Origin of the sequence: Brunnivagina elsteri CCALA 953 (assembly GCF_002289455.1) — a bacterium.
Taxonomy (GTDB): Bacteria; Cyanobacteriota; Cyanobacteriia; order Cyanobacteriales; family Nostocaceae; genus Brunnivagina; species Brunnivagina elsteri.
On sequence record NZ_NTFS01000008.1, the window covers coordinates 17964 to 41096 of the forward strand.

A 23133-nucleotide genomic window follows, 5' to 3' on the forward strand; every position below is an offset into this window, starting at 1 on the left:
GGGGACAAGGCAGAGAATATCGAAAATGCCATCGCTGCTTATACTGCTGCTTTAACTGTCAGAACCAGGGAAGCTTTGCCTCAAAAACATGCACAATATTTGTGGGGACTGGGAATTGCTTATCAAAACAGTAACCAGTTTACCTCGGCTTACGATCAGTTTAAATCTGCCATTAATACAGTAGAATCTTTACGCTCAGAAATTGTTTCTGGGGAGGAAAGCAAACGCAAGCAAGCGGAACACTTTAACCGAGTTTATAACAGTATGGTGGAAGTTTGCCTGGAATTAGCTAATATCACCGAAGCAATTGAATATGTTGAACGTAGTAAAACCCGCAATTTAGTTGAACAAATCCTCGAACGCGACTCTAAAACTATCTTCCCAGAAGCAGTATTCACTCAATTAGAAAAATACAGGGATGAAATAGCCATAGGACAAGATAAAATCCAAAATGGCAAAGCTGAAAATCCCCAAGTTCTAGGAAAACGTCTCCAACAGTTGCGACAACAATGTAATGAATTGCAAAACCGCTATTTACCTGTTGGTTATGGTTTCAAATTCGACTCATTCCAGCCTACTTTAAATGAGCATACAGCCATTATTGAGTGGTATATTCTCAACGACAAAATTCTGGCTTTTATTGTCACAAAAACAAGAGAGGTAAAAGTTTGGCAATCCCAACCAGAAGGGCGAGAAGCTTTGATAAATTGGGTAAATCAATATTTGCAGAACTACTACGAACAAAAAGACCAATGGCTGAATAACTTAGGGGAAGAACTTCAAAAATTAGCCTCGATTCTGCACATTGATGAAATATTAACCCAGATACCAAAGCACTGCGATCAACTCATCCTAATTCCCCATCAGTTCTTGCATTTATTCCCCCTTCATGCACTGCCAGTAAATCAAAATTCTGAAAATTCGTCTTGTCTGCTGGATTTATTTGCTGGTGGTGTCAGCTATGCACCCAGTTGTCAACTACTGCAACAGGTACAACAGCGCGATCGCCCAGATTTTCAATCCCTGTTTGCGATTCAAAACCCCACAGGCGATTTAAACTATACAGATTTAGAAGTACAAGTTATTCAAAGCTACTTTAATCCTGCCAACGTCCTGAAAAAATCGGCAGCAACTCTCACAGCAATTAACGATTCTGACTTAAATACTTACCACTGCGCCCACTTTAGCTGTCACGGCTATTTTAACTTAACAAATGCCAGTAAATCAGCCCTAATTTTGGCAAATGCACCCGTCGCAGATACACCAACAAAGCCCGACTCCGAACGCTACTTGGATGTGCGATTGGGTGAAACCCACGATTTAGAAAAATGCCTCACCCTAGATAAAATCTTCGCTCTCAAATTAGAAAAATGTCGCCTCGTCACCCTTTCCGCGTGCGAAACTGGATTGATTGATTTTGAAAATACCAGCGATGAATATATTGGTTTACCTAGCGGTTTTCTATTAGCAGGTAGTCCCAGTGTCGTTAGTTCCCTATGGAAAGTAGATGACCTTTCCACTAGCTTTTTGATGATTAAATTCTACGAAAACTTATTCAAATTCGATAACTTAGAAGCAGGAGATGTTGCCATAGCCCTGAAGGAAGCTCAAAACTGGCTGCGAAATCTGACTATTGAAGGATTAGAGAAATTTTTAGAGGAACATAAACCCCAAATTGAAAAAGTCCTTGCTCAACTAAGAATAGGACAACGCATCATATTTCAAGAATCTTTGAAACTAATTAAACAACGTCAACCCCTACCTTTTGCAAATCCATACTACTGGGCTGGATTTACAGCTTCTGGACTTTAAACACCAGATTCAGGTGTCTTACAAAATTTCTTTGCACCCAGCTTAAATACTAAAACACTCAGCGCAGTTGCCGTACCGACAGGAATACCAGCACTCATTGCCAATGGTTCGACAACTGGAGCAATTAGACCAGATTCCAAAGCATCTCTAACATCTTCTTGACAGATGAACTGGCGACATTTTTCTAGCCAATCGTTTAAACTTCTGTCTGCTTCCCGTGCAGTTTCCCGCATAAATATCAGTGGTACAGCATCTTCAACGTAACCTTCACACTCTGCGATCGCATCCAAAGCAGCTGAGGCTTCTGGGTTATCCGCGAACTGGCTGCGAAACTGAGTAATTTCCTCTGGTGTAACTGTAATCATTATAAGTATTAGTGGGAGGTGACTAACTAGACACAATCTTCGATGATCATACATCTTCACGTAGAGAACCTCCCACGCATTTTCACCCACGACACGCTACCATAAGTTTAATTACAGGCTTTATACAGACTTTTATACTAAAACCCTCTGCTACCAATGCCTCTAAACGAAATAATTAGCGCGATCGCTGGTTTTGCTAGTCCTATCCTCAAGGACAAAATCCAACGCAATGAGACTGTAATCAAGTTGCTACAGCAGTTTAAGCTTGACCCCGAACATCCTCCGGCGGATTTTAGCGGGGTTTATGCCTATGCGTTGGTGGAATATGGCGTTGGTAGACCTAGAGAATTACTGGAAATTTTCCGTCACGATGAGGTGAAACAGGCTTTTCGTAAAGCATTTGACCACAATAACCCTTCAATATTGCTGTCGGAAGTCGATACATTTCTCGATAGCTATAGTTTGGGGGATGAAATTCGCAATTTAGGGATGGATGTGAGGCGAGAAGTCGCTGAGTTTGCTACTGTTTTTATTGAAGTTGCCAAACGCAGTCGCACTCCTGGGGATGTGTTGATGAGTCATCAACTTGGTTCATTACACAAACGTATTGCCAGCATTCAGGAGCAACTGAGCAGGTTGCCGAGTTTAGAAGGAATCCGCACCGAAATAGCGCGGTTAGCAGCGGAAAATTATCCCGCGTTACCAGGGGTTTCTGGGACAGAAAATAACTGTAAGGCTATTGCCCTTGCCCAACAAATGCGCGGTTGGTTTGAAACCTTGGGCTATCGGTTTGAAAAGTATGAAATATGGAGCGATAATTACTTCGAGTGGATTATAAATATCCCAGTACGGCGAAATCGGTACGATCGCATTCTCGTGCGGGGGATTGCTGGGGAAGCGGGATTAGCTGATATCATGGCTTTACGTCAGTCGGTGGAGACGCAACGCACCGATGAAGGTTGGTTGGTAACAGCCCGTCGGGTTTCCAGAGCAGCAAGGGATGAGGTGGAAAAAGAGGAAAATCGCCATCTGGGTTGTTACACTTTTGATGAACTTTTGGCGGCTGATGCGGATTTTAGTGGTTATCTTGACTGGTTGGAGGCGGAAGTCAAACGCCGCAAAATTGATACTAACTATATTCCCCTTGCTTGCAATAAAGAAGAAATTGACCCCGTTAGCAAACGTCAAATTGCCGTCAGTCATTACGATGAGCAAGATGGTTGGATTGATGGCTATATCGATCGCTGGCTCGATGACCCAGCAAAGGAGCATATTTCGATACTCGGTGAGTTCGGTACGGGGAAAACTTGGTTTGCTCTGCATTACGCTTGGGTGACATTGCAGAGATACCGCGATGCCCAAAAACGGGGTACGGAATTGCCGCGTTTACCGTTGGTGATTCCTCTGCGGGATTATGCGAAAGCGGTGAGCGTGGAATCCCTATTCTCTGAGTTTTTCTTTCGCAAACATGAAATTCCCTTACCTGGGTATTCCGCATTTGAACAATTCAACCGCATGGGTAAATTGCTACTAATTTTCGATGGTTTCGATGAAATGGCGGCAAAAGTTGATAAGCAGGAGATGATTAATAACTTCTGGGAATTGGCGAAAGTTGTGGTTCCTGGTGCAAAGGTAATTTTGACTTGTCGTACCGAGCATTTCCCGGAAGCGCAGGAAGGACGGGCTTTACTCAACGCAGAGTTGCAAGCATCCACCAAGAATTTAACGGGGGAGACACCGCAATTTGAAGTGTTGGAACTGGAGAAATTCAACGACGAGCAAATCCAGCAGGTTTTATTGTTCCAAGCGACACCAGCAACGGTGGAAATGGTGATGGGGAACCCGCAATTATTAGATTTAGCCCGTCGTCCAGTGATGACGGAGTTGATTTTGGAAGCGTTGCCAGATATTGAAGCAGGGAAACCCGTGGATATGTCGCGGGTATATTTGTATGCAGTGCGGCATAAAATGGAGCGGGATATAAAGAGCGATCGCACTTTTACATCTTTGGCAGATAAATTGTATTTCCTGTGCGAATTGTCTTGGGAAATGCTTTCCACCAACCAAATGAGCTTGAATTACAAGTTTTTCCCCGATCGCATTCGGCAGTTATTTGGCATTGAGGAAAAAGACCTCGACCACTGGCAGTACGACATGATGGGGCAAACGATGCTGATTCGTAATGCTGACGGGGATTACACTCCAGCACATCGGTCATTGTTGGAGTTTTTCGTTGCGTATAAATTTGCGGCGGAATTAGGTGTGCTGGCTGAGGATTTTACGGAGTTAGCACGGGGAGAAGTCTTTGCTGGTGTTGGAGAGGATTATACTTGGTCGTCTTATTTTCGCCGGAATGGGCAAAGTTTGCCGTTGCGGGGATTTGTGAGCGAGTCGTTGGAGAAATTGAGGGAAACTTTTGGGCGATCGCAGTTAACAAAAGCGGTGATGGATTTGCTTGTACCGATGGTTGATGTTGAGAAGAAAGAGGCAATTATTAAGGTTATTGAGGGGACGAGAGGGAGAAGTGAGGATGAGGTTGGTTATGTTGGGGGGAATGCAGCGACTTTGGTTGTGAAGGTTGATAAAGCTGCATTGGAAGATTACGACTTCTCTAATGCTGTGATTATTTGTGCCGATCTTAGTAATGCCAGCCTGCGCTGTGTAAATTTCACAGAGACGAATCTAACTAATTGCGTTTTTACTAAAGTTTTGGGTAGTGTTTTGGCAGTGGCATTTAGCCCAGATACTAAATTGTTTGCTATGGGCAATAGTGATGGTGTGGTTCGCTTGTGCGAAGCTTCTGCTGGAAGAGAAATTTTGACTTGTAAAGGGCATATCAGTTGGGTAAATTCTGTTGCTTTTAGCTCAGATGGAGTGATGCTTGCTACTGGTAGTCGAGACAAAACTGTGCGGTTGTGGGATATCAAAAGTGGCGAATGCCTTCACACCTTACAAGGGCATACCAGTTGGGTAAATTCTGTTGCCTTTAGCTCAGATGGAGTGATGCTTGCTACTGGTAGTCGAGACAAAACTGTACGGTTGTGGGATATCAAAAGTGGCGAATGCCTTCGCACCTTACAAGGGCATACCAGTTGGGTAAATTCTGTTGCCTGTAGCCTAGATGGAGTGATACTTGCTACTGGTAGTGGAGACAAAACGGTGCGTTTATGGGATATCAAAACTGGTGAATGCCTTCACACCTTACAAGGGCATACAAACTGGGTACGCTCTGTAGCTTTTAGTTCGGACATGGTAACACTTGCTAGCAGTAGTGATGACAAAACGGTGCGTTTATGGGATGTAAAAACTGGTGAATGCTGTAGCACTTTACAAGGGCATACAAACTGGGTACGCTCTGTAGCCTTTAGTCCTGACGGAGTAATGCTTGCTAGCGGTAGTGATGACGAAACTACGCGATTATGGGATATTAAAACTGGTGAATGCCGTAGCATTTTACAAGGTCATACAAGCTGGATAAGTTCCGTAGCCTTTAGTTCTGATGGGGCAATACTTGCCAGTGGTAGCGGTGACCAAACTGCGCGATTATGGGATATCAAAACTGGTGAATGCCGTAGCACTTTACAGGGGTATATTAGTTGCATATATTCAGTTGGCTTTAGTTCTGATGGAGCAATGCTTGTCAGTGGTAGCGGCGACGAAACTGTGCGCTTATGGGATGTAAAAACTGGTGAATGCTGTAGCACTTTACAAGGACACACTAATTGGGTAATGTCCGTCGCCTTTAGTCCTGACGGGGTAACGCTTGCTAGTGGTAGTGGCGATCAAACTGTACGACTATGGAATATCAATAGTGGCGAATGTCTCTACACCCTAAAAGGACACAAAAGTCGTGTATATTCAGTCGCCTTTAGTCCAGATGGGGCAATGCTTGCCAGTGGTAATACTGATCAAACTGTGCGCCTATGGGATATCAACAATGGTGAATGTCTTTACATCTTAAAGGGGCACAGCAATTGGGTAAATTCAGTTGCTTTTAGTCCAGACGGGGCAATGCTTGCTAGTGGTAGTGATGACCAAACTCTGCGCTTGTGGGACATCAAAACCGGGGAATGCTGCAATATTTTATACGGGCATACCAATTGGGTACGTTCCATTGCCTTCAGTCCAGATGGGACGATGCTTGCTAGTGGTGGTGATGACCAAACTCTGCGCTTGTGGGATATTAAAACTGGTGAATGCTGTAACATTTTATACGGACATACCAATTGGGTACGTTCCATTGCCTTCAGTCCAGATGGGACCATGCTTGCTAGTAGTAGCCATGATGAAACAATCAAAATTTGGGACATGGAAACAGGTGAGTGTTTAAAAACATTGAGGAGCGATCGCCCTTATGAAAATATGAATATCACAGGTGTCAAAGGCTTAACCGATGCCGAAATTGCCACCCTCAAAGCATTAGGTGCTGTGGAAGATGGGGAAATGTAAAGTAAACAGGAATTATGATTAATATTAGGCGCGATCGTGTGGGGTAGAATTATGCGATATATTAGGTGCGATCGCGTACCGTCTCGGAACGAGAATCGCCCCTATGAAAATATGAACATCACAGGTGTCAAAGGCTTAACAGATGCCGAAATCTCCACCCTCAAAGCATTAGGTGCTGTGGAAGATGGGGAAATGTAAAATTAAAATATCAGGCAATCTTAAAATACAAGAGGATAAAATCAAAAATAGTGTGAACAACCCAAAAATACTTAAAGCCGTGAATACTCAATTAGTTGATACTTTAGTACAAATTATCCGTTCACTTTCTGCAACAGAGCAAGCCTTACTCGAAAAACAATTGTTTAGCGATGTCAGTCACCCTTCAACCCTGGAACTGATGCACCTCGCAGAAAAAGGTGGAGCTTTAGATTTCTTGTATGATGAACCTGATATTTATACCACCGAAGATGGAGAACCAGTTTGATGACCTTGAGCAAAGGTGATATTGTTTTAACTCAATTTCCCTTCACAGATTTAAGTCAAACAAAATTGCGTCCTGCGGTGATCCTGTGGGTAGATTTGGCAAAAGATGAAATTACTCTTTGCTTTATCTCATCTCAGAATGTTAACAATTTAACATCAGAAGAATTCGCAATAATAGACTCCGATGCTGATTTTGCCACAACGGGGTTACGTATTTCTTCTAAAGTGAGAGTCACGAGACTTGCTACCTTAAATCGTCTTTTAGTAGTAAGACGCTTAGGTCAGCTAACAACTAAGCACATACAAAAACTGAATGAAATCATGATTCAAGCCTTTCAATTATCGTAATATGGTTATTGGGTGATTGGTATGATGCTGCAATTTAGTACATAGAAACTGGCGAATATCTGAAAATATTGAGATGCGATCGCCTCTCGACGCTCCGCGCGATCGCGTAGCGTCTCGGAACGAGAATCGCCCTTATGAAAACATGAATATTACAGGTGTCAAAGGCTTAACAGATGCTGAAATTGCCACCCTCAAAGCATTAGGCGCAGTGGAAGATATAAGCTTATAATCTGGTTACTATTTCATTTGGTTAAACAGCGACTTTAATATTAACAAATTATGTATTAATTATTAATGTATTAACTTTATGCTGGGGTGTATGAGTGAGTCGCTTATCGAATGAGGAGATATATCGAGAAATAGGAAAGATAACAGCTAATTTTGGACTATATAAATGTGACGAATGTGCAAAAGCAGTCATGCAATGGTTGCAAGAAAATGGTATTCAGGGGAAAGTGATTTTAATTAGAACCAAAAAGCGCAAAGAGTATTATATTCTCAGTACTCGTTTGGAATGTCGTGGTATAAATGAGTCTATTACACTCAACGGTAAACATTACGGTGTAGAAGTTCGCGGATTAGTATTTGATAACCTCTCAATGGAAGGATTGACGAAAGAATCTTGGATTAAAGATTTTCACTGTCCAAGCGAAGAATTTATTATCGAAGAACTATCGGAGTTATAAAATAGAATTGTCAGTAATAGTAAGGCATTAATAAACATGAGTGGATTATATGAAGTTTTACAAAAAATTAAACCCAGACCGGGGATGTATATTGGTAGAGCTTCGGTCAGCGATTTATTTCATTTTCTTGTTGGATATGAATTTGCGAGAGGAGAATTAGATATTGAACCTACAGAATGGGAAGATGATTTTCATGAAAATTTTCAACCTTGGGTGCAAGAGAAATATCACGTATCAACCTCTAATTCATGGGCAAAGATAATTATGCTTCATTGTGGAAGTGAGAAAGAAGGTTTAGATGCTTTCTATAGGTTGCTGGATGAGTTTAAAAACCGAGATAAAAATTTAGACTTAACAGACAAAGTTATTACTAATTGTGAGGAAAATTTGCAAATTAGTAAGACAAAAGAGATGAATTTACACTCGTAAATTAAAATACTTCACAGTAGGTTAGTGCGTGCGATCGCATAGTCAGAAGCTATGGATAAATTTTATTCACAATCAACCAATCCGAGCAAATGTAACTGTTGTATTAAACTTTAGAGATGTATCTTGTAAAGTAACAGCTTTAGCACCATCGTTACCCATATCACAGGACTTTAGTTTAAATTCCAGTTAAGAATTGTTCGCATATTCACCCTTGCCTTCGACATTTGACCCAAAATTAAAGTATTCGCTGCTGTTCTGATTGATTGAATTATGCCCAAGATTTGCACTATTAAAATTGATAACCACCTGAAAGCAAGTAGTAATTGTATTGTTGCTACCGCTCACATTGCTGATTTTCCCGTTGATTTGCCCTTGGAACCGAATATCCGCGAACCCAATCGCAAAAGTGGAACCTATCGACAAATATTTGACTCCCTAACCACCGAACCCGAAGAATTCTTTGCTCGACATTCCGGGATTGTCCTCTCTGCCAATCAAGTCAAAGTTAGCAAAGATAAACTCGAACTGGAAATTCTCGAAGCTTCCGAAGGTGGCAGCAATGGCATTATTAATGGTGGACATACCATACTCGCTTTCAAAACTGCCAAAAATTACGATTACAACTTAGCTAAAGCTCGCGTTAAAGTTACCATCCACATTGGATTGGAGGAAAAGCAAGCCAAGGACATTGCTCTTGCTTCCAATACATCTGCACCAGTTGATTCCCGTTCCAAGAAAAATGCCAGGGGTGACTACGATTTTATTAAACAACATTTAGCTGGGTTGGAAATCAAGTTGGGTATTAAATTTCGGATTGCCTACTACCAGAATCAAAGTGGCACTCCCGTTAATGCCCATTGCAACGTCAATCACTTATTCAAACTAGTTAATTGCCTGGATAGAAATAGATATAATCCCGAAAATCTCAGGTCTAAGCATCCCACAAGTTTGAGTAGCACCACAAAAATTACTGGTGCGGAGAAGGAGAGATTAATAAAATTACTATCCCTACTACCACAAGCATTATGGATTGAGCAGAAATTTTACGAGGTGATTCAGGAATATATTACCAACCCCAAGCGTAAAGGAGGCAATGATTTAGCATCGATAGACTTACGGAAGAATACCCTGCTGCCAGATAGTCGTTATTCCTTTGGCTTTGGAGCGCCTGCCGATTTAGTGATGCCTGTTGTTGCCTCATTTCGAGCCTTTTTGGATGGAGATTATGAATGGATTCTTCCTTTTGAAGAATTTGCAGGGGAATTGATTCGTCATTTGTGGGATAATTACTACCGTAAATATTTGATATCTGAGAAAACAGCAGTTCACGAAGAAAGAAGGAGGAAGAAAGAAGGAAGAAGTACCCACCCGTTAATTGGGTGAGATTGAACAAGCGCAAAGTTTGTGGGGACGGTTTCCGTCCACAAAACTTTGTAAGAAGGACACTGTTTTTTTTCGTGCTATACAACCTCAAAAAAGCGCAAACAATGGGTGTAGCTTTGCTCCCCCATTAGTTTGTAAGAACATCTTTTCTTGACTGAGCTTTAAACTCAGAACTAAAGTTTTTATTAGTTATTCCTTCTTCCTTCTTCCTCCTTACTTCTTCCTTCATTTGTAATAGTATTGGTGCTAGACTTTCTCGGAATATTGATATTTGGGAAACGATGTACATTTCTGCTTTAACATATTCCAATCGATACTTGATGAACAAACATAAACTGCAAAATCAAGAGAATTTAGTACTTTCCCCAAATACGAAAAAGCAGAAATGAAACAAATCAAATATTTCAAGCTCTCCGAAAAAATAAGCGATACTTTTGTCTCATCCTGGAATTTGGGAATATTTACATTTCTTAATTTTGATAATATTTGATTATGAGAATGTAGAATAATAAATCTGTGTTTGCGTTGACATGCAATTTAAATCATACTCCTAGCTCAAAATCGAGATATGACACTAATCAAAAAATCAGAACAACTACTTCTACTTAAAATCAAGAAGATAGAAGAAGACGAAAATATTCAGCCAGAGACTAAAGATATTCCAGAAGAAATAGCTCTCGATAAACAAGTCATTCTTGAAAATAGAGAAGCAAACTATATTCCAGTGCGGGATAATCCCATAGTTCAATCTGTCGGCAAATCAGGGTGGCAGATTTCAGACATTTGGAGGGACATTCGTGTAGATAACTTCTCCGATTAATAAAGAGAAATCATACTTTTATTATTTAGTTTAAGAACTGCTGCAACTTAAATATTAAATGAAAGCATCGCAATAAAATTTCCACCGAATAATGGTAAGGCTTTCCATAAAACCATCCTTTAGCTGTCCGAAAGGACTTTGCCGGTTCTTGAAAACTTTGACGGAGGCACAGCCCCCGTCAAGTTTTCGCTGCCCCCATTTCAATCGTAAATTGTTGAGCATATTCATCTTCAAATTCTGACCAAGGAATTAAATTAGCCATCATGACCCATCTATTATCCTCTGCCAATTTCCCCTCAAATGGCAGTATGGCTAACGCCACGCTTCGCTATCAAACTTTTCTATTGGGGTGGCTGGGGTCTCAATTTTTCTATACATTTTTTATGCTGATGTTAGGGTTTTGAGCCATTTTACCTGATTTTCTTGCACTTTTTACCGACCTATCAACCTCAAGCACTATTTCTATAAGGGTTTTAGCTTTAATCAGCAAGCCCTAACTACAATTCGCATTCCAGGGACTAATTCAGGAGCAGATAGTTGGGGAGTGGAGGATTGGGGGAGCGGGGGAATATGATTTGACTTCCCCCCTCTCCTTGTCTCCTTACAAAGGTAGGTATTTTGGATTTGGTCGTTTTTTGTCCATTTCAGCCTACGCCCAAATCCTGAAACAACGAAACCTCGTTCAGCGATTGAGAATTTTCTCAGCTATTTTCGAGATTCAAAAAAACCTACCCTTGAAAGCTCCTTGTCTCCCCCTCTTCCCCTCCTGGGATGAGTCAGAAATGAGAGTTTGAGAGCGAGAGGGATAGAGAAGTGGGCATATCGTTTACCGTCTCGCGAAGGTGGGAACCAACTAAATTCTCTCCCTCCTCCGCTCTCGCACTTCCAAACTCTTTCTTCACCTGTGCAGCTGTCTTTTTGCCCGTTAGCGAAGCTCATCGCAGATATCGCACTAACTCCTTAACTAAATCATGGCTGCACGTAAATCATCAGTGACTAATTTTCAGGCGTTAGCGAAAGCCACTCCCAAAGGGAGTATCGCAGATTCTGTATTAGGCGATTATGGCGTTAGGGACTTCCAATTTAAAAAATCCTCAAGTTTAATAATAATCATGCTGTGGAACAGGCTTCTAGCCTGTTCCACCAATACATAATATTGGGGAATTATTTTGTTGGAAGTCCCTTAGTGATTACTCCGAGCGAGTATATACCAAAGCTTACTATTCAATCCGGTCTCTGTGTGGATTAGTGGCAAAGCGAACCTTGAAAGAAACCTTTAGCTGGGACGAATTCAAAGAACGATTTACTAATGATTTCGGCAAGGTGGAAGAAAAGCGATTTTCCCTAGAACAATTGTTGGAATATGCTAACCGTAAATTTGGTAAAACCCTGGAAGACTTGTTAATCCAACATCAAATTTCCTGGCAGCGTAGACAAGAATATTTGGAACGTAACAGTATAGAAAGTCAAACAGAAGTAATAGACATCTCCAGAAATGAACCTGAAATCCTTGTTGCATCGTCGTCAAATCTGGATTATTGGAGATGTCTAATGGCAGAAAATACCCATTACTAATTCCATAACATTGAAGGAGGCAGAAGGTTTTTTCATCTATGGGATTCAAACTAGGCTGTTAACTTTGATCTAATTTTCACGCTTTTTGTTCATACAGTTATTATGTCATCTACTTGTTACTAGGCTCTGCCTGGGAACCCTGACGTTGAGGAACCCCACCTCTTACAGCACTTCCGGCAGCTATGGGGTACAGACTCAAAGCTGAAAGCTATGATTAGAAGGAAATTGAGGGGGATAACTGTATTGTGTAATAGCCGGAAGTGCTGTATCCTTACTGGAGGTGGGGTTCCTCCAGATATGCATTGCTTGTCTCCGGCAAGGAATGAGTTAGAGCAAAGATGTTGAGTGAAAATTGAACCTCTAAAAAAGCACAAAGTCAATAGACTAGGTTTCAGGTACTATTTTGACCATTCAGATTGTCCATCATGAGACTCAGAAAAGTTTTCTGCACCACTAAGGGATTTCACCTAATATCTAACCCTCTTTCTGCCATTTGAATCAGCCGGAAGTAAGCTAATTCTGGTTCCTTATATGTTTTGAAATATAGTCTAAACGAGCCATCTCCGTATTCCTTGATATCACGACTATCAAAGTTAATATTTGAGTATTTTAACCAGTTAATGACGACTCGATAAAACTCAGCTAAGAATAAAGCTGGAAAGTAAATTCTCCCCGTTTTCTCTCCTGTATTTCGATGTGTTAATACTTGAAATTGTGGCTGATTCAATACTTCTGCCATAATTCTCACCCCAATCGTGTTTTGGCTTTTCTTGTCTTGGAGACATTCTCCACAAACTTTTCACTGCCATAAGGCTGCTATTTTAGGAAGACAGAAAGAGTATTGATACTGCTATTTCTGCCTTTCCTCGATTAATTAGATGTTGATTCAAGGTATTTGAGAAAATTTGATACTTTCCATTTAAAACCGTGGATGCAATCGCAAATATTCGGTTTCGATGAAGCACCATCGCATAACAGACATGTTTCGCACTGGATGCGATCGTCCTCAGTATTACGGCAAAGAATTTCATTGTCGCTCAATGTTGCATCGGGAGCGATAATTCTAAAAGTTCTCCAACCTTGACTTTGAGCTTGTCTTGCCTGTGTCTCAGTTTCTACAGAAGCCATGAGATACTTTTTCCAAGTGCGATCGCAATTTTTATGTTGATGGGTATACCCGGTATGCTTACCCGACGCAGAGATAATCGGTTCCCAAACATTAAATGGTATTGCTGTTGCATCACCATAAGAACCAATTCTCACGGGATAGCGATAATGCTGTAAAACCGTTAGTTCTTTGTCACTGAATTTGGGATAGTTTCCTGCGATATAGGAGCGATAGACGTTATTAGCTGTCAGTAAGTTTACATAACAACTGCCTGTTTCACTCAATTTCAATCTACAAGAGCCACAAACTCCGCGATCGAAACCATATTTTGCTGCGTATGTAGGGGCAAAATTTTGTTGTATAATCCAGCTTTGAATTTGTCTTCCTGTTCTGCGGTTGGATGAGGGATAAGCAAAACCAGTTAATATGAGAACTATAGGTGAACCATCAATTAAAGATGCTCCTTCCCAAACAATGTAACTATTTTCCAACATATTGATGGTGGCTGATAAATTATTGGTTTTCCTTTTTCCTTGCTTGATGATGGGATATCAAGGCTAATAAAATATCCTCCAGAATAGCTAATTGCTGGAGGATTAAGAGGTTGTAATTATTGTTTGGAGATTAGTAACAGTTATTTTCTTCTGCCATCTCCATTTGATTACTGGTATTATTTCGCTGAATATATTCTTGTCTGCGTTGCCAGGATACTTGATTTTGCACTACCAAATCTTCCAGGCTTTTATCAAATTTACGACTTGCGAATTCCAGTAATTGTTCTAAGGAATATCGTTTTTCTTCAACTTTCCCAAAATCATTTGCAAAGCGTTCTTTAAATTCATTCCAATCAAATAATTCTTTGAGTGTACGTTTGGCTATAAGTCCACAGAGTTCACGGATGGCATAGTAAACTTTGGAATAGACGCGATCGCAATAATCGCTAATAGCATATTCGCCTAAGATTGTACTTTGAATTTGTTGGAATGTTGTGGTTGTTTTACGAGGTGCCATATCGAGAATTCCTAATTTTTCATTACACTATTTGGCGTTAGCCTTGATGATATTTGAGGTTTAGAATATTTAGATTTTTACCACCAAGTTAAGTCATCGTAATCTGCCATCAAGTCTTTGATTTCACAATGATGTTGGTAATCTATTTCTAGTTGTTGTATATCTATTTCCATCGCTAGGTTTTTAATCCCCTGTACTATTTCTTTAAGATGCTTGTCTTCGCTTAGACCTGAATAGTAAACTTTGATATATTTATCAGCTTTACTAACAAATTGCTCAAGATTAGTAACAAAAGTTTGCTCATAATCAATTGCATGAATCATATATTTGCTCATATAGACTTCATTCTTTTTATGGCGTGAGCCAGCTAAAATAGAAAAATGCTTGTTTAAATGCGATCGCGATCGCAAATTAGCTAATAAATTTAGTCAATTATTTTAAACTGCTGAAAAAAGCATAACTTTACGGAATTAAGTGATAATACGGTGAAGGGAATTATAAAACTAACGTTAGTTGACCATGCCTCTTACCTTTACCTTTGCCCTGAGCCAAAACCAAACCTTTGAACTGCGCTGTAGTTACAGTAATCGTCGCTGGGATACAGAAGCTTTAGCGACATTAATTAATCTGTGTGAAGAAAAATATTACACCCAAGACTTCAATCCCCCCGCAGAGTTAAAGAAAATTGGACGGGAGTTGTATCAATGGTTGGATGGGAAGGAAGGTTGGTTGCGTCAGGGTTTGGAGGAAGGTAGTGACAGAAAAATTTATCTTGATTTAATTCAAACTAGTGAAGCACAAGCATTGAATCCGCAAACCCAGAAAATAGCGTTAGGTTTGACGCATTTACCTTGGGAATTATTACATGATGGCTCCGGGTTTTTACTTTCGGAAGCGAATGTTTTGCCAGTGCGATCATCCTATAATATTTTTCTATGGTTGACGCATAAGCCTGTCATTGTCTTCGCGTAGCGTGTGCGAAGCACTCACGCAACAAAGTGGAGTGAAGCAATCGTATGAACTTGTTGTTAATGAAAGTTGAACACTTCGCTAACGTCGCTCCTCCACCCTACGGGAACGCCAAGGGCGTAGCTTGCTTCTCCGCTTCGGAGTACGCAATGACAGTTTGCTTTTTATCTGGCTGTAAAATATAAACTGGAATGAGAAAAAAGTAAGTAAAATCATTCCTTTTTCTCCTCTTCCCCAGCTAAATTACTCAAACTGCGACTAGCTACATCCGCACTTAACCCCCAAACTAACAACCCTAAATAATCAGAAAAAGGGTCAGCACCAAAAGTTGATCCCTTTTGCATATATAAAGAACGCATTCCCACTACCGACAAAGCAACTAACAGCATCAGCGAAAACAAAGGACGTGCAAACCAATAGGTTGCTTGTGTGCGAAATTTACTTCCAGATAAGAAAATTAGAGATTTTTGCAACCATTGCACCCATTTATCCACAGGTTCTGTTACATTAGATTGCACCGCAGCGCCAACAGCAAAAACTGCATCTTTTACCCCTTTCACAACTTCTGATAAATTAACAGGTGTCTTATCTCCCATCATTGGTGGAAGTTGTAATTTACCTATATCTTGCTGTAACTCTTCCAATAAAGTTTTTGCTTGCTCATCTTGAGATAAATCAATTTGCATCCGAATATTATTGATTTTTTGCATAATCCCACTGTCCCCCTTCACTTGAGGATTAGTTTTGAAAGGTTCTAATTTTTGTTCTATATTGCGTAACTGCTGCAAACATTCAAATCGGGCAGATATTTTCTCAACTTCCGTTGTCGCTGCTTCTAACTTCATCTGCTGCACCAATTTTTCAGCTTTCGACAACATGGGAATAAGAGTTTTTTGCTCTAATGGGTCAGCTTGAATAACTTGCTTCTCTAATTCTTTTACCTTACCTAATGTCTCAGCTTGGGGAATACCCTTTTCTTGCATATATTTAGTTAATCGACCGCAAATAATGCCCAAAAATAATATAAAAAGTGGCATTAGGGGAGCAATCCGCATTGTCAAATTAACGGGAACAATCAAACGTTCTTTCCCACCTTCTAAGGATAAATAAACTGCTCCTGTATAGCGGTCAGGAGGTATTTTATTTGTTTCCCAACTTAAAGGTAATTTAACTATTTGGTCAGCTTTTAAAGTTTGAGGAATATTTGGTACTTTAATTTGATTTGAGCTTAATTGATATCCTGTTTGCTCTCCTTTCAACAATACTTCAGCACCAATTACCTTTACAGATGCATCTTCTGTGTTATCAAAAGCTAAATCCCAAGTTTGTAAAAATGCACTTTTGTTAAAAATTGAACTTGCTAACCCACAATCTAACCACCAATTACATTGGGTTAATTGTAATTGCACCTGCTCATTTCCTCGTACAGATGTTAACTTTGGTCTGGCTTTTACCAATAGATTAAAATCAACAATTTGTGGTTTTTGAGATGGAAGTCGTATCTCAATTTGTCCTTTATAGGTTCCTGGAGACTGGGGATTACTAACTTTAACCTGGAAATCTTTGGGTATACCTGCTTGTAATTTGGTTTCACCAATAAATGATACCTGTTGACGACCGATTATTTCCGAACCTTCTTGACGCTGCAAATCGGAAGCAAGAAATTGGAATTGTTCGACCTTGGCTGGAGCAGAAAGACGTATACTACCGATGAGGGTATTTTCTTCATTTAACCAACCTTTTATCTGTAATGGTTTATCTTTAGCATCAACTGTAATAATTGTGTCTGCAAAAGCAGGTATGGGAGTAATTAATAATAAACAAACCGCAGTTAAAATCCAGTGTTTCATATTATTTATAGCTATATTTTAATTTTGAGTTACTGAGCGTGCTAAAGCAATTTCATGGGCAGCATATAGAGAATAAACTAAACCTAAAGGATTATAATACTGTTGCAGTAAATTTCGCCGTACAGCCAACATTGATTTTCCCATTGCTTCCCCTGCAAACAAACGTTGAAATACCTCCGTCGCGTAGTATTCAGCAAAGGTTTCCGATACAGGACATTCGGTTCCCACAACTCCGCTTGCACCTGCATTCAAAAAATCATCAATCAAGCTGACATAACTTTCCGGACTATAATCACCCGTTCCACAACCGTTGAGAAAAACGAGAGGATGATGTAACCAAGCTGATTCGTAACATTCAAGAAAATTACTATAAATTCGGTCGTCACTAATTTCTAAATAGGGTCGTTTCGGTATTTCTTCTATGCCTCCATGACAGTAGAAATAGACCAAATCCAAAATTTGTCCGTGTTCGCTCCAAATACTTTCTAGCTCTAATATTTCCTCAGCAGGTAATATATTGACAGAACCTATAGCTTGCAATTTGATTAAATGTTCTTGCCAAAATTTAAAATTTCGATATACATTGAAACTCAATTGTAATTGTCTTTCATTTTGAATTTGTCGCACCAATGCCACAGGATAATTATGTTTATTGCTAGTCCAACATGGCAATTGCTCGATGGAATAACGATAACCCCAAAATGCGTGGGGACAAACAACTTGCTGGTCACTTTTATGGGGACAATCTGTACAATCTAAGTCGTGTTGTGTAAAGCGATCGCATACCCGATTTTGTTTACTCTGTCTAATTTTTCGCTCGTACAGCAAAGCCCAAGGAATTGTAACTTTTCCTAACACCGGGTTGACTTGGATGACGGTATTGGGACTTAATGCAGCTTGTAATTTTTCGCTTCCCTCAGCTTGATTTGCGGGTAAAAGTACGCGGTAAAGTTCGCGTCCAACATTTGCTAAACTGGGAAGCCAGGTGTTGAGCGACTCCATACTTCCCTCAACAGACCAACGATATTCGCTCTCGGAAATAGATTTTAGTGTTTGACGAATGGCTGCGATCGCATTCCCCAATGCAGCAGGTTGCAAAGTAGTATCATAAAATGCCAGTTCTTCGTTTCCCTGGGTGCGATCGAGAAAGCGAAAATCAATGCTACCATCCCGTTGGTCAAGTTCCACATCTACAGTCAAAACCCGTTCGGGAAGCAGTGCGAGTTGTTCGCTTGTTAGTAAATCAGTGGTAGTAAATGTCACGCGGCTACTTTGAGGAGGACGCAATGATTCGGGGATATCTGCACCAACTGTAGGAATAATTAGGATTGCCAGTTGCTTGGATTGAAGCAAGTAGCCACGGTAGAATAACTCGACTTGGATGTAAGCGCGACCCTCAAATTTATGAGGTTTGACTGTAAATATCAGGTTATCAGATGCACCTGTGCGGGGTAAGGATAATTTGTTGAGGATTACATTAATATGGAAATCCTTGGAAGTAACCGCGACATCGAGAAGTAGGGTTTCTTGGTCGTTCCAAACCTGAGTTAAGGTTTTATCGGGGAAGGGAGTTGTATCTATTCCTTGGGGTTCGGGGCTAATGTTTATACAGAGAAAATAGGTTTGTCCGTGGATGAGGGGTTCAGTTTGGGGGATTACTGTTTGGTTGTTGGGTTCGGTAAAATAAGTATTAAAGTAGCGATAATTTTCTACGTATTCGGAGATTTGTTCTAAAAAAACGAGTTGCTTGGTGGTTTGGTCTTGGTTTTCTGTCTGGAGGACAGTGCTAGTAATATCAATTATTTGTGTAGTCCTATTCCTATTCTCGCCGTTGCTTGAACCATCGAAGGTGACTATTTCTTTCATCTCCCCGAAAAGTTCTGTTTTTAACTCAGCTAAATTAGGCAAAAATTCTCTAGGTATTCGACCATCCAAAGCATCTAATTTGCGTATTTTCGCCTTAAAAAGTCGGTTTAAGGTATAATTACCTTCAATAAGTGCTGTTATCTGTTCTTCGATAAAGTCCCAATAATCAGGGTCAATATCCAGCTGTTGTCCGACATCTTGCAGGATTGTTTGTTCGTCTTTGCTTAAGGGAATTTGTAGCTCTTTAATAGCCAGCAATAGGGCTATGAGGGTTTTGTTAATGGAAGAATTCATTAGTTTTTGATAAAAATTATAAATGTATATTTATTTACTATGAGACGAGATGCACTTGTAGTTGGTATCAATCAATATCCTTTCTTAAAGGATACACCGACAAGCCCTGCAAAACACCTGACAACACCTGCTGCTGATGCAGAAGCGATCGCGCAGTTGCTAGAAACTGATAATACCTTTACAGTGGCACGATTGCCGAAACTAGAGATAGATGGCAAAGTACAGGTCGATCCGAAGGGACAGGTTTCTCTTGAGGAATTATCACGAGAAATTAACAAGTTATTTTGTGCAGACAACAATCGAGACACAGCACTACTATTTTTTGCAGGACATGGATTACAGCAGCTAAATTCTTTGGGTAATAAGAGAAAAATATGTTTGGCAACAAGTAATACTAAAGGCACAGGAGAAAATAGCATATCGCTCAATGATTTATGGGAACTCTTAGAGCAAAGCCCTGTAAAAGAACAAATTATTTGGCTGGATAGCTGCTATGGTGGCGAATTACTAGAATTTCAAGAGAGTGATTTACCAGGGCGGGTATCTGGACGTAGACGCTTGATAATTGCTGCATCTCACAGTTCCGAAGTTGCTTATGAGCGCTTGGATGGTAAACATGGTGTATTGTCAGGAGCATTGATAGAAGGACTTAACCCCAACAAAATTCCACAGGGTGATTGGATAACTGACCGGAAACTGGCAGATTTCGTTGAAAGGGAATTACAAAAATACTACGAACAGACAAAAATACCTCAAATTCCGCAAATTAGAAGACCAGACCACTTAATCAATCTAATTCTTGGTAAGGGAGAAAAACACGAGGATTTAGAAATCAGTAAAACTAGCCTTTTAAATACCTCTGGCTTATCTCCTTTTGTATCCTGGGAAGATTTTTTCCGTGAATGGTTAAATACCGAAAAGCCTTTTAATCATGCTTGGCAACTTGTTGGGAGGACTGACTATTTACAAAGTTTTAATGATTTTTTGCAATCAGAAGAACAGAAAATATTGATTTTACCTGGGCGTGGAGGTATTGGTAAAACTAAATTACTTCATGCTTTTGCAGAGCAATTTAATAATTCTAATTTGACCTTATGGTTTGTAGAAGAAGGAATCTCTGTTACAGCAGAAAATGTGGTTAATTTACCAAAAGAAAATTGTGTTCTAGTGTTAGATGATGCACACCGCCGTGAAGAAGATGTAGCAATTTTGCTTGCATTTTTTAGGCAAAATCCCACAAATAAACTAATAGTTTCATGCCGTCCTTATGGTATGGAATACCTGCAAATAATTTTCAGGCAAGCTGGTATTCATTTCCGTCAAATTCAACTATTAGATGAACTCAAAGAATTAAACCGTGATGAGGTGAAAACTTTAGCATGTCAGACGCTAAGTAATAAACACGGTGATTTGGTTAACAAATTAGCTTTGGCTACTAAAGATTGTCCGCTAGCGACGGTTGTAGGTGGACAACTGCTAGTACAGAAAATGATAGATCCTTTTTTGTTAGAGCGAGATACTGAGTTTCAATATGATGTACTCAGTCGATTTCATGACACTTTGATTGGAAAGATTAGTCAAAGTATTGAGCCTGAATTATGTCACGAATTATTAAAGTTAATTGCTGCTGTTGCTCCAATCAGAATAAATAACGAAGATTTTCAAGAATTGGCAGCAGAATTTCTACAAATCGAAAGTTCAAAATTAGTAGGTAATATTGATATTCTTGAAAAATCAGGAATCTTGCTTACTCGTGGTTATACTTTGCGAATTACTCCTGATATTCTTGCTGACCATATTCTACACCAAGCCTGTTTGACATTGAAGGAAAAATCAACAGGCTATGCAGAAAAAGTATTTAACAAATTCAAGTCAGTTTCTTTAAAAGAATTGATGAAAAATTTTGCAGAAGTAGATTGGCGTATTCGGCATACAAAAAGCGAAGAGAATGATTTATTAACTGATATTTGGTTATATATTTACGAAGATTTTCGCCAAGCATCCAATTCAAACAGGTACTATTTACTGAAACTTCTGACTGAAGTTGCCTATTACCAACCAAAACAGATGCTTGAGTTAGGAAAATTAGCAATGCATCCTGCTACAACACCAGAAGATGAAAGATTTTCAAATTTTGACCACAATACAGTATTAAATCAATTACCTGAGATATTTAAGCGCATTGGCTACACATTAAATTACTTACTTCCTTGTTGCAACATACTATGGGAGTTAGGACGAGATGATAATCGAGAAAGGTATTTTCAGTATAGACATCCGATAGATGTTCTCACTGAGTTAGCTAAGTACGATATCAATAAAAAAATTATATTTAATCAAACAGTACTAGAAGCAGCTAGACAGTGGCTGAAAAAAACGGACGCACATTCTCATACACATTCCCCTTTAGATATTCTCGATATTCTTTTAAAGAAAAATGAAAGTTCAACCTTTATGGAAGGAAGCTCGCTTCTAGTTAATTATTTTGCAATAGATAGTCAGAAAACACAAAAAATCCGCGAACAGGTGCTAAGTTTAATCTGTGACTGCTTTAGATCAAATGAACCTAAAATTATCTTACGGGCATTGAGTAGTTTAGAAAAAGCATTAAAAGAACCTACTGATCGTTTATCTGGAAAAAAGGATAGCAAGCAATGTGAAAAATGGCTACCCGAACAGTTGAAAATTTTAGAATTAATTAGTATATTTATTGACCAAAAGAATTCAGCACTTATTAACTTAGAAGTTATTCGTATACTAAATTACTACGTTCATCTAGGATATTCAGAAATAGTAAGAAAAAAAGCATTAAAAATAATTAATTTAATACCCAATACCTTTGAACTTAGATTTATTGGAGTTTTAGCTTACATAAACGAGTTAGATTGGCTTATAAATAATAAAGGTAAATTTGATCTCCATTCTGAAAAACTTAATTGGCAAGAACGAGACAAACGAGTTGAACAACTTTCTACGAATGTAGCCCAAGAGTTTTTGAAACGATATCCTGATGCTAAGTCAGGAGTGCAAGCATTAGATAAAGAATTAATAATAATCCAGAATTGTGGCTTTGATAATCGAACTGGATCGTTATTTTTAGATACTTTTTTAAAAATAACACAAGCAGAGTATATTGCTCAAATGTGCGAAGGGATTATTGAATTACCAGAATCTCCATTGGCAAAAAATTTTGCATCTTTGCTATATAAACTGAGAAAATTTGATGAGCATCGTGCAATTAAGTTTACTCAGTTGGCTGTAGATACTAATTTTACTCTTCTTTGTTCTTCTGTTGCCGAAAAAATTTGGGCTTGGAGAAATAATCTTCAGTCAGCCGATCTTGATATCATTAAAAAATTACTTATTCATGATGATATAGAAGTTAAAAAGTCTGCAATAGCTTCTTTGTACATGATGAGAGATTCCCAGCCAGAATTAGTTAATATGATGGCTCTTGAAATTAAGATTGGTAGCAACACTAAACTGGCAATTGAATTATGTAAAATTTTTAATCGTAAATATGGAATCTCACCTGATAGTTTATCAAATGAAGAATTAAAAATACTTCTAGCTAAACTGGAACCAGTTTCTGATATTTCTAACTATCAGATTACTGAATTTCTTACTGATTGTTTTGAACGAGTGCCACGTTTAATTGTGCAAGTACTACTTAAGAGAATTCAGT

Annotated in this window: 19 protein-coding genes and 2 pseudogenes; 13 read left to right on the forward strand and 8 right to left on the reverse strand. The window is 39.3% G+C overall.

Translation table 11 applies throughout. The features are described 5' to 3' along the window. The coding region (locus CK510_RS01435) for a CHAT domain-containing protein (RefSeq protein WP_245911800.1) at nucleotides 1-1812 on the forward strand (1812 nt) is incomplete at its 5' end. Here the strand turns inward: CK510_RS01435 and CK510_RS01440 are convergent. Next, entirely contained in the window at nucleotides 1809-2177 is a 369-nt protein-coding gene (locus tag CK510_RS01440; RefSeq protein ID WP_095719988.1) for a hypothetical protein, read from the reverse strand. The genes CK510_RS01435 and CK510_RS01440 overlap by 4 nt on opposite strands. Nucleotides 2178-2333: 156 nt before the next feature. Between CK510_RS01440 and CK510_RS01445 the strand changes: the two genes are divergently transcribed. The 9 genes from CK510_RS01445 to CK510_RS01475 all read left to right on the forward strand — a co-directional run bounded on the left by CK510_RS01445 (nucleotide 2334) and on the right by CK510_RS01475 (nucleotide 10775). Beyond that, nucleotides 2334-6626: a WD40 domain-containing protein gene (locus CK510_RS01445; RefSeq protein WP_095719989.1), complete on the forward strand. Its 4293-nt coding sequence runs from the start codon at nucleotides 2334-2336 to the stop codon at nucleotides 6624-6626. 51 nt (nucleotides 6627-6677) lie between these two features. Next, nucleotides 6678-6824, forward strand: coding sequence for a hypothetical protein (locus CK510_RS31380; RefSeq protein WP_158224819.1), 147 nt, complete (start codon nucleotides 6678-6680; stop codon nucleotides 6822-6824). Nucleotides 6825-6903: 79 nt separating this feature from the next. Continuing rightward, nucleotides 6904-7110 carry a hypothetical protein gene (locus tag CK510_RS01450; RefSeq protein WP_041740434.1) on the forward strand — a complete coding sequence of 69 codons (207 nt, stop codon included), beginning with the start codon at nucleotides 6904-6906 and terminating at the stop codon, nucleotides 7108-7110. Beyond that, a complete protein-coding gene (locus CK510_RS01455) occupies nucleotides 7110-7457 on the forward strand; it encodes a type II toxin-antitoxin system PemK/MazF family toxin (RefSeq protein ID WP_095719990.1) in 348 nt (115 codons plus the stop codon). Before CK510_RS01450 ends, CK510_RS01455 begins: the two co-directional genes overlap by 1 nt. A gap of 73 nt (nucleotides 7458-7530) precedes the next feature. Next, the gene (locus tag CK510_RS31385; protein ID WP_158224820.1) at nucleotides 7531-7686 is read left to right on the forward strand and encodes a hypothetical protein; all 156 of its coding nucleotides are present in this window, start codon (nucleotides 7531-7533) and stop codon (nucleotides 7684-7686) included. 94 nt (nucleotides 7687-7780) lie between these two features. Continuing rightward, nucleotides 7781-8143, forward strand: a complete 363-nt coding sequence (locus CK510_RS01460) for a papain fold toxin domain-containing protein (protein ID WP_095719991.1) — start codon at nucleotides 7781-7783, stop codon at nucleotides 8141-8143. A gap of 36 nt (nucleotides 8144-8179) precedes the next feature. After that, the gene (locus CK510_RS01465; protein WP_095719992.1) at nucleotides 8180-8572 is read left to right on the forward strand and encodes a hypothetical protein; all 393 of its coding nucleotides are present in this window, start codon (nucleotides 8180-8182) and stop codon (nucleotides 8570-8572) included. 270 nt (nucleotides 8573-8842) lie between these two features. After that, nucleotides 8843-9955: an AIPR family protein gene (locus tag CK510_RS01470; protein ID WP_095719993.1), complete on the forward strand. Its 1113-nt coding sequence runs from the start codon at nucleotides 8843-8845 to the stop codon at nucleotides 9953-9955. Nucleotides 9956-10523: 568 nt separating this feature from the next. Beyond that, nucleotides 10524-10775: a hypothetical protein gene (locus CK510_RS01475; protein ID WP_095719994.1), complete on the forward strand. Its 252-nt coding sequence runs from the start codon at nucleotides 10524-10526 to the stop codon at nucleotides 10773-10775. Between the two features lie 190 nt (nucleotides 10776-10965). On the opposite strand, the pseudogene CK510_RS31390 reads toward CK510_RS01475, so the two are convergent. Further along, nucleotides 10966-11153 (reverse strand): annotated as a pseudogene (locus CK510_RS31390) (hypothetical protein); the annotation flags it as partial. A 768-nt stretch (nucleotides 11154-11921) separates the two neighbouring features. On the opposite strand from CK510_RS31390, the pseudogene CK510_RS01480 reads away from it, so the two are divergent. Next, nucleotides 11922-12260 (forward strand): annotated as a pseudogene (locus CK510_RS01480) (hypothetical protein); the annotation flags it as partial. A 553-nt stretch (nucleotides 12261-12813) separates the two neighbouring features. Here the strand turns inward: CK510_RS01480 and CK510_RS01485 are convergent. The 4 genes from CK510_RS01485 to CK510_RS01500 form a co-directional block, all read right to left on the reverse strand. Next, nucleotides 12814-13089, reverse strand: a complete 276-nt coding sequence (locus CK510_RS01485; protein WP_095719995.1) for a hypothetical protein — start codon at nucleotides 13087-13089, stop codon at nucleotides 12814-12816. Nucleotides 13090-13220: 131 nt separating this feature from the next. Continuing rightward, nucleotides 13221-13952 (reverse strand): hypothetical protein, encoded by a 732-nt coding sequence (locus CK510_RS01490; protein WP_095719996.1) that lies wholly within the window; start codon nucleotides 13950-13952, stop codon nucleotides 13221-13223. Between the two features lie 130 nt (nucleotides 13953-14082). Further along, on the reverse strand, nucleotides 14083-14469 hold the full coding sequence (locus CK510_RS01495; protein WP_095719997.1) for a hypothetical protein: 387 nt from the start codon (nucleotides 14467-14469) through the stop codon (nucleotides 14083-14085). Nucleotides 14470-14546: 77 nt separating this feature from the next. Beyond that, nucleotides 14547-14879, reverse strand: a complete 333-nt coding sequence (locus tag CK510_RS01500) for a Pb-reticulocyte-binding protein (RefSeq protein WP_342745917.1) — start codon at nucleotides 14877-14879, stop codon at nucleotides 14547-14549. Nucleotides 14880-14988: 109 nt separating this feature from the next. Between CK510_RS01500 and CK510_RS01505 the strand changes: the two genes are divergently transcribed. Continuing rightward, entirely contained in the window at nucleotides 14989-15441 is a 453-nt protein-coding gene (locus CK510_RS01505; protein WP_245911801.1) for a hypothetical protein, read from the forward strand. Nucleotides 15442-15650: 209 nt separating this feature from the next. Here CK510_RS01505 and CK510_RS01510 read toward each other — a convergent pair whose 3' ends face one another. After that, on the reverse strand, nucleotides 15651-17288 hold the full coding sequence (locus CK510_RS01510; RefSeq protein WP_095719999.1) for a hypothetical protein: 1638 nt from the start codon (nucleotides 17286-17288) through the stop codon (nucleotides 15651-15653). 18 nt (nucleotides 17289-17306) lie between these two features. Beyond that, entirely contained in the window at nucleotides 17307-19448 is a 2142-nt protein-coding gene (locus tag CK510_RS01515; protein ID WP_095720000.1) for a CHAT domain-containing protein, read from the reverse strand. 39 nt (nucleotides 19449-19487) lie between these two features. Here CK510_RS01515 and CK510_RS01520 point away from each other — a divergent pair. Further along, a partial coding sequence (locus CK510_RS01520; protein ID WP_143289184.1) for a caspase family protein occupies nucleotides 19488-23133 on the forward strand: 3646 nt, incomplete at its 3' end.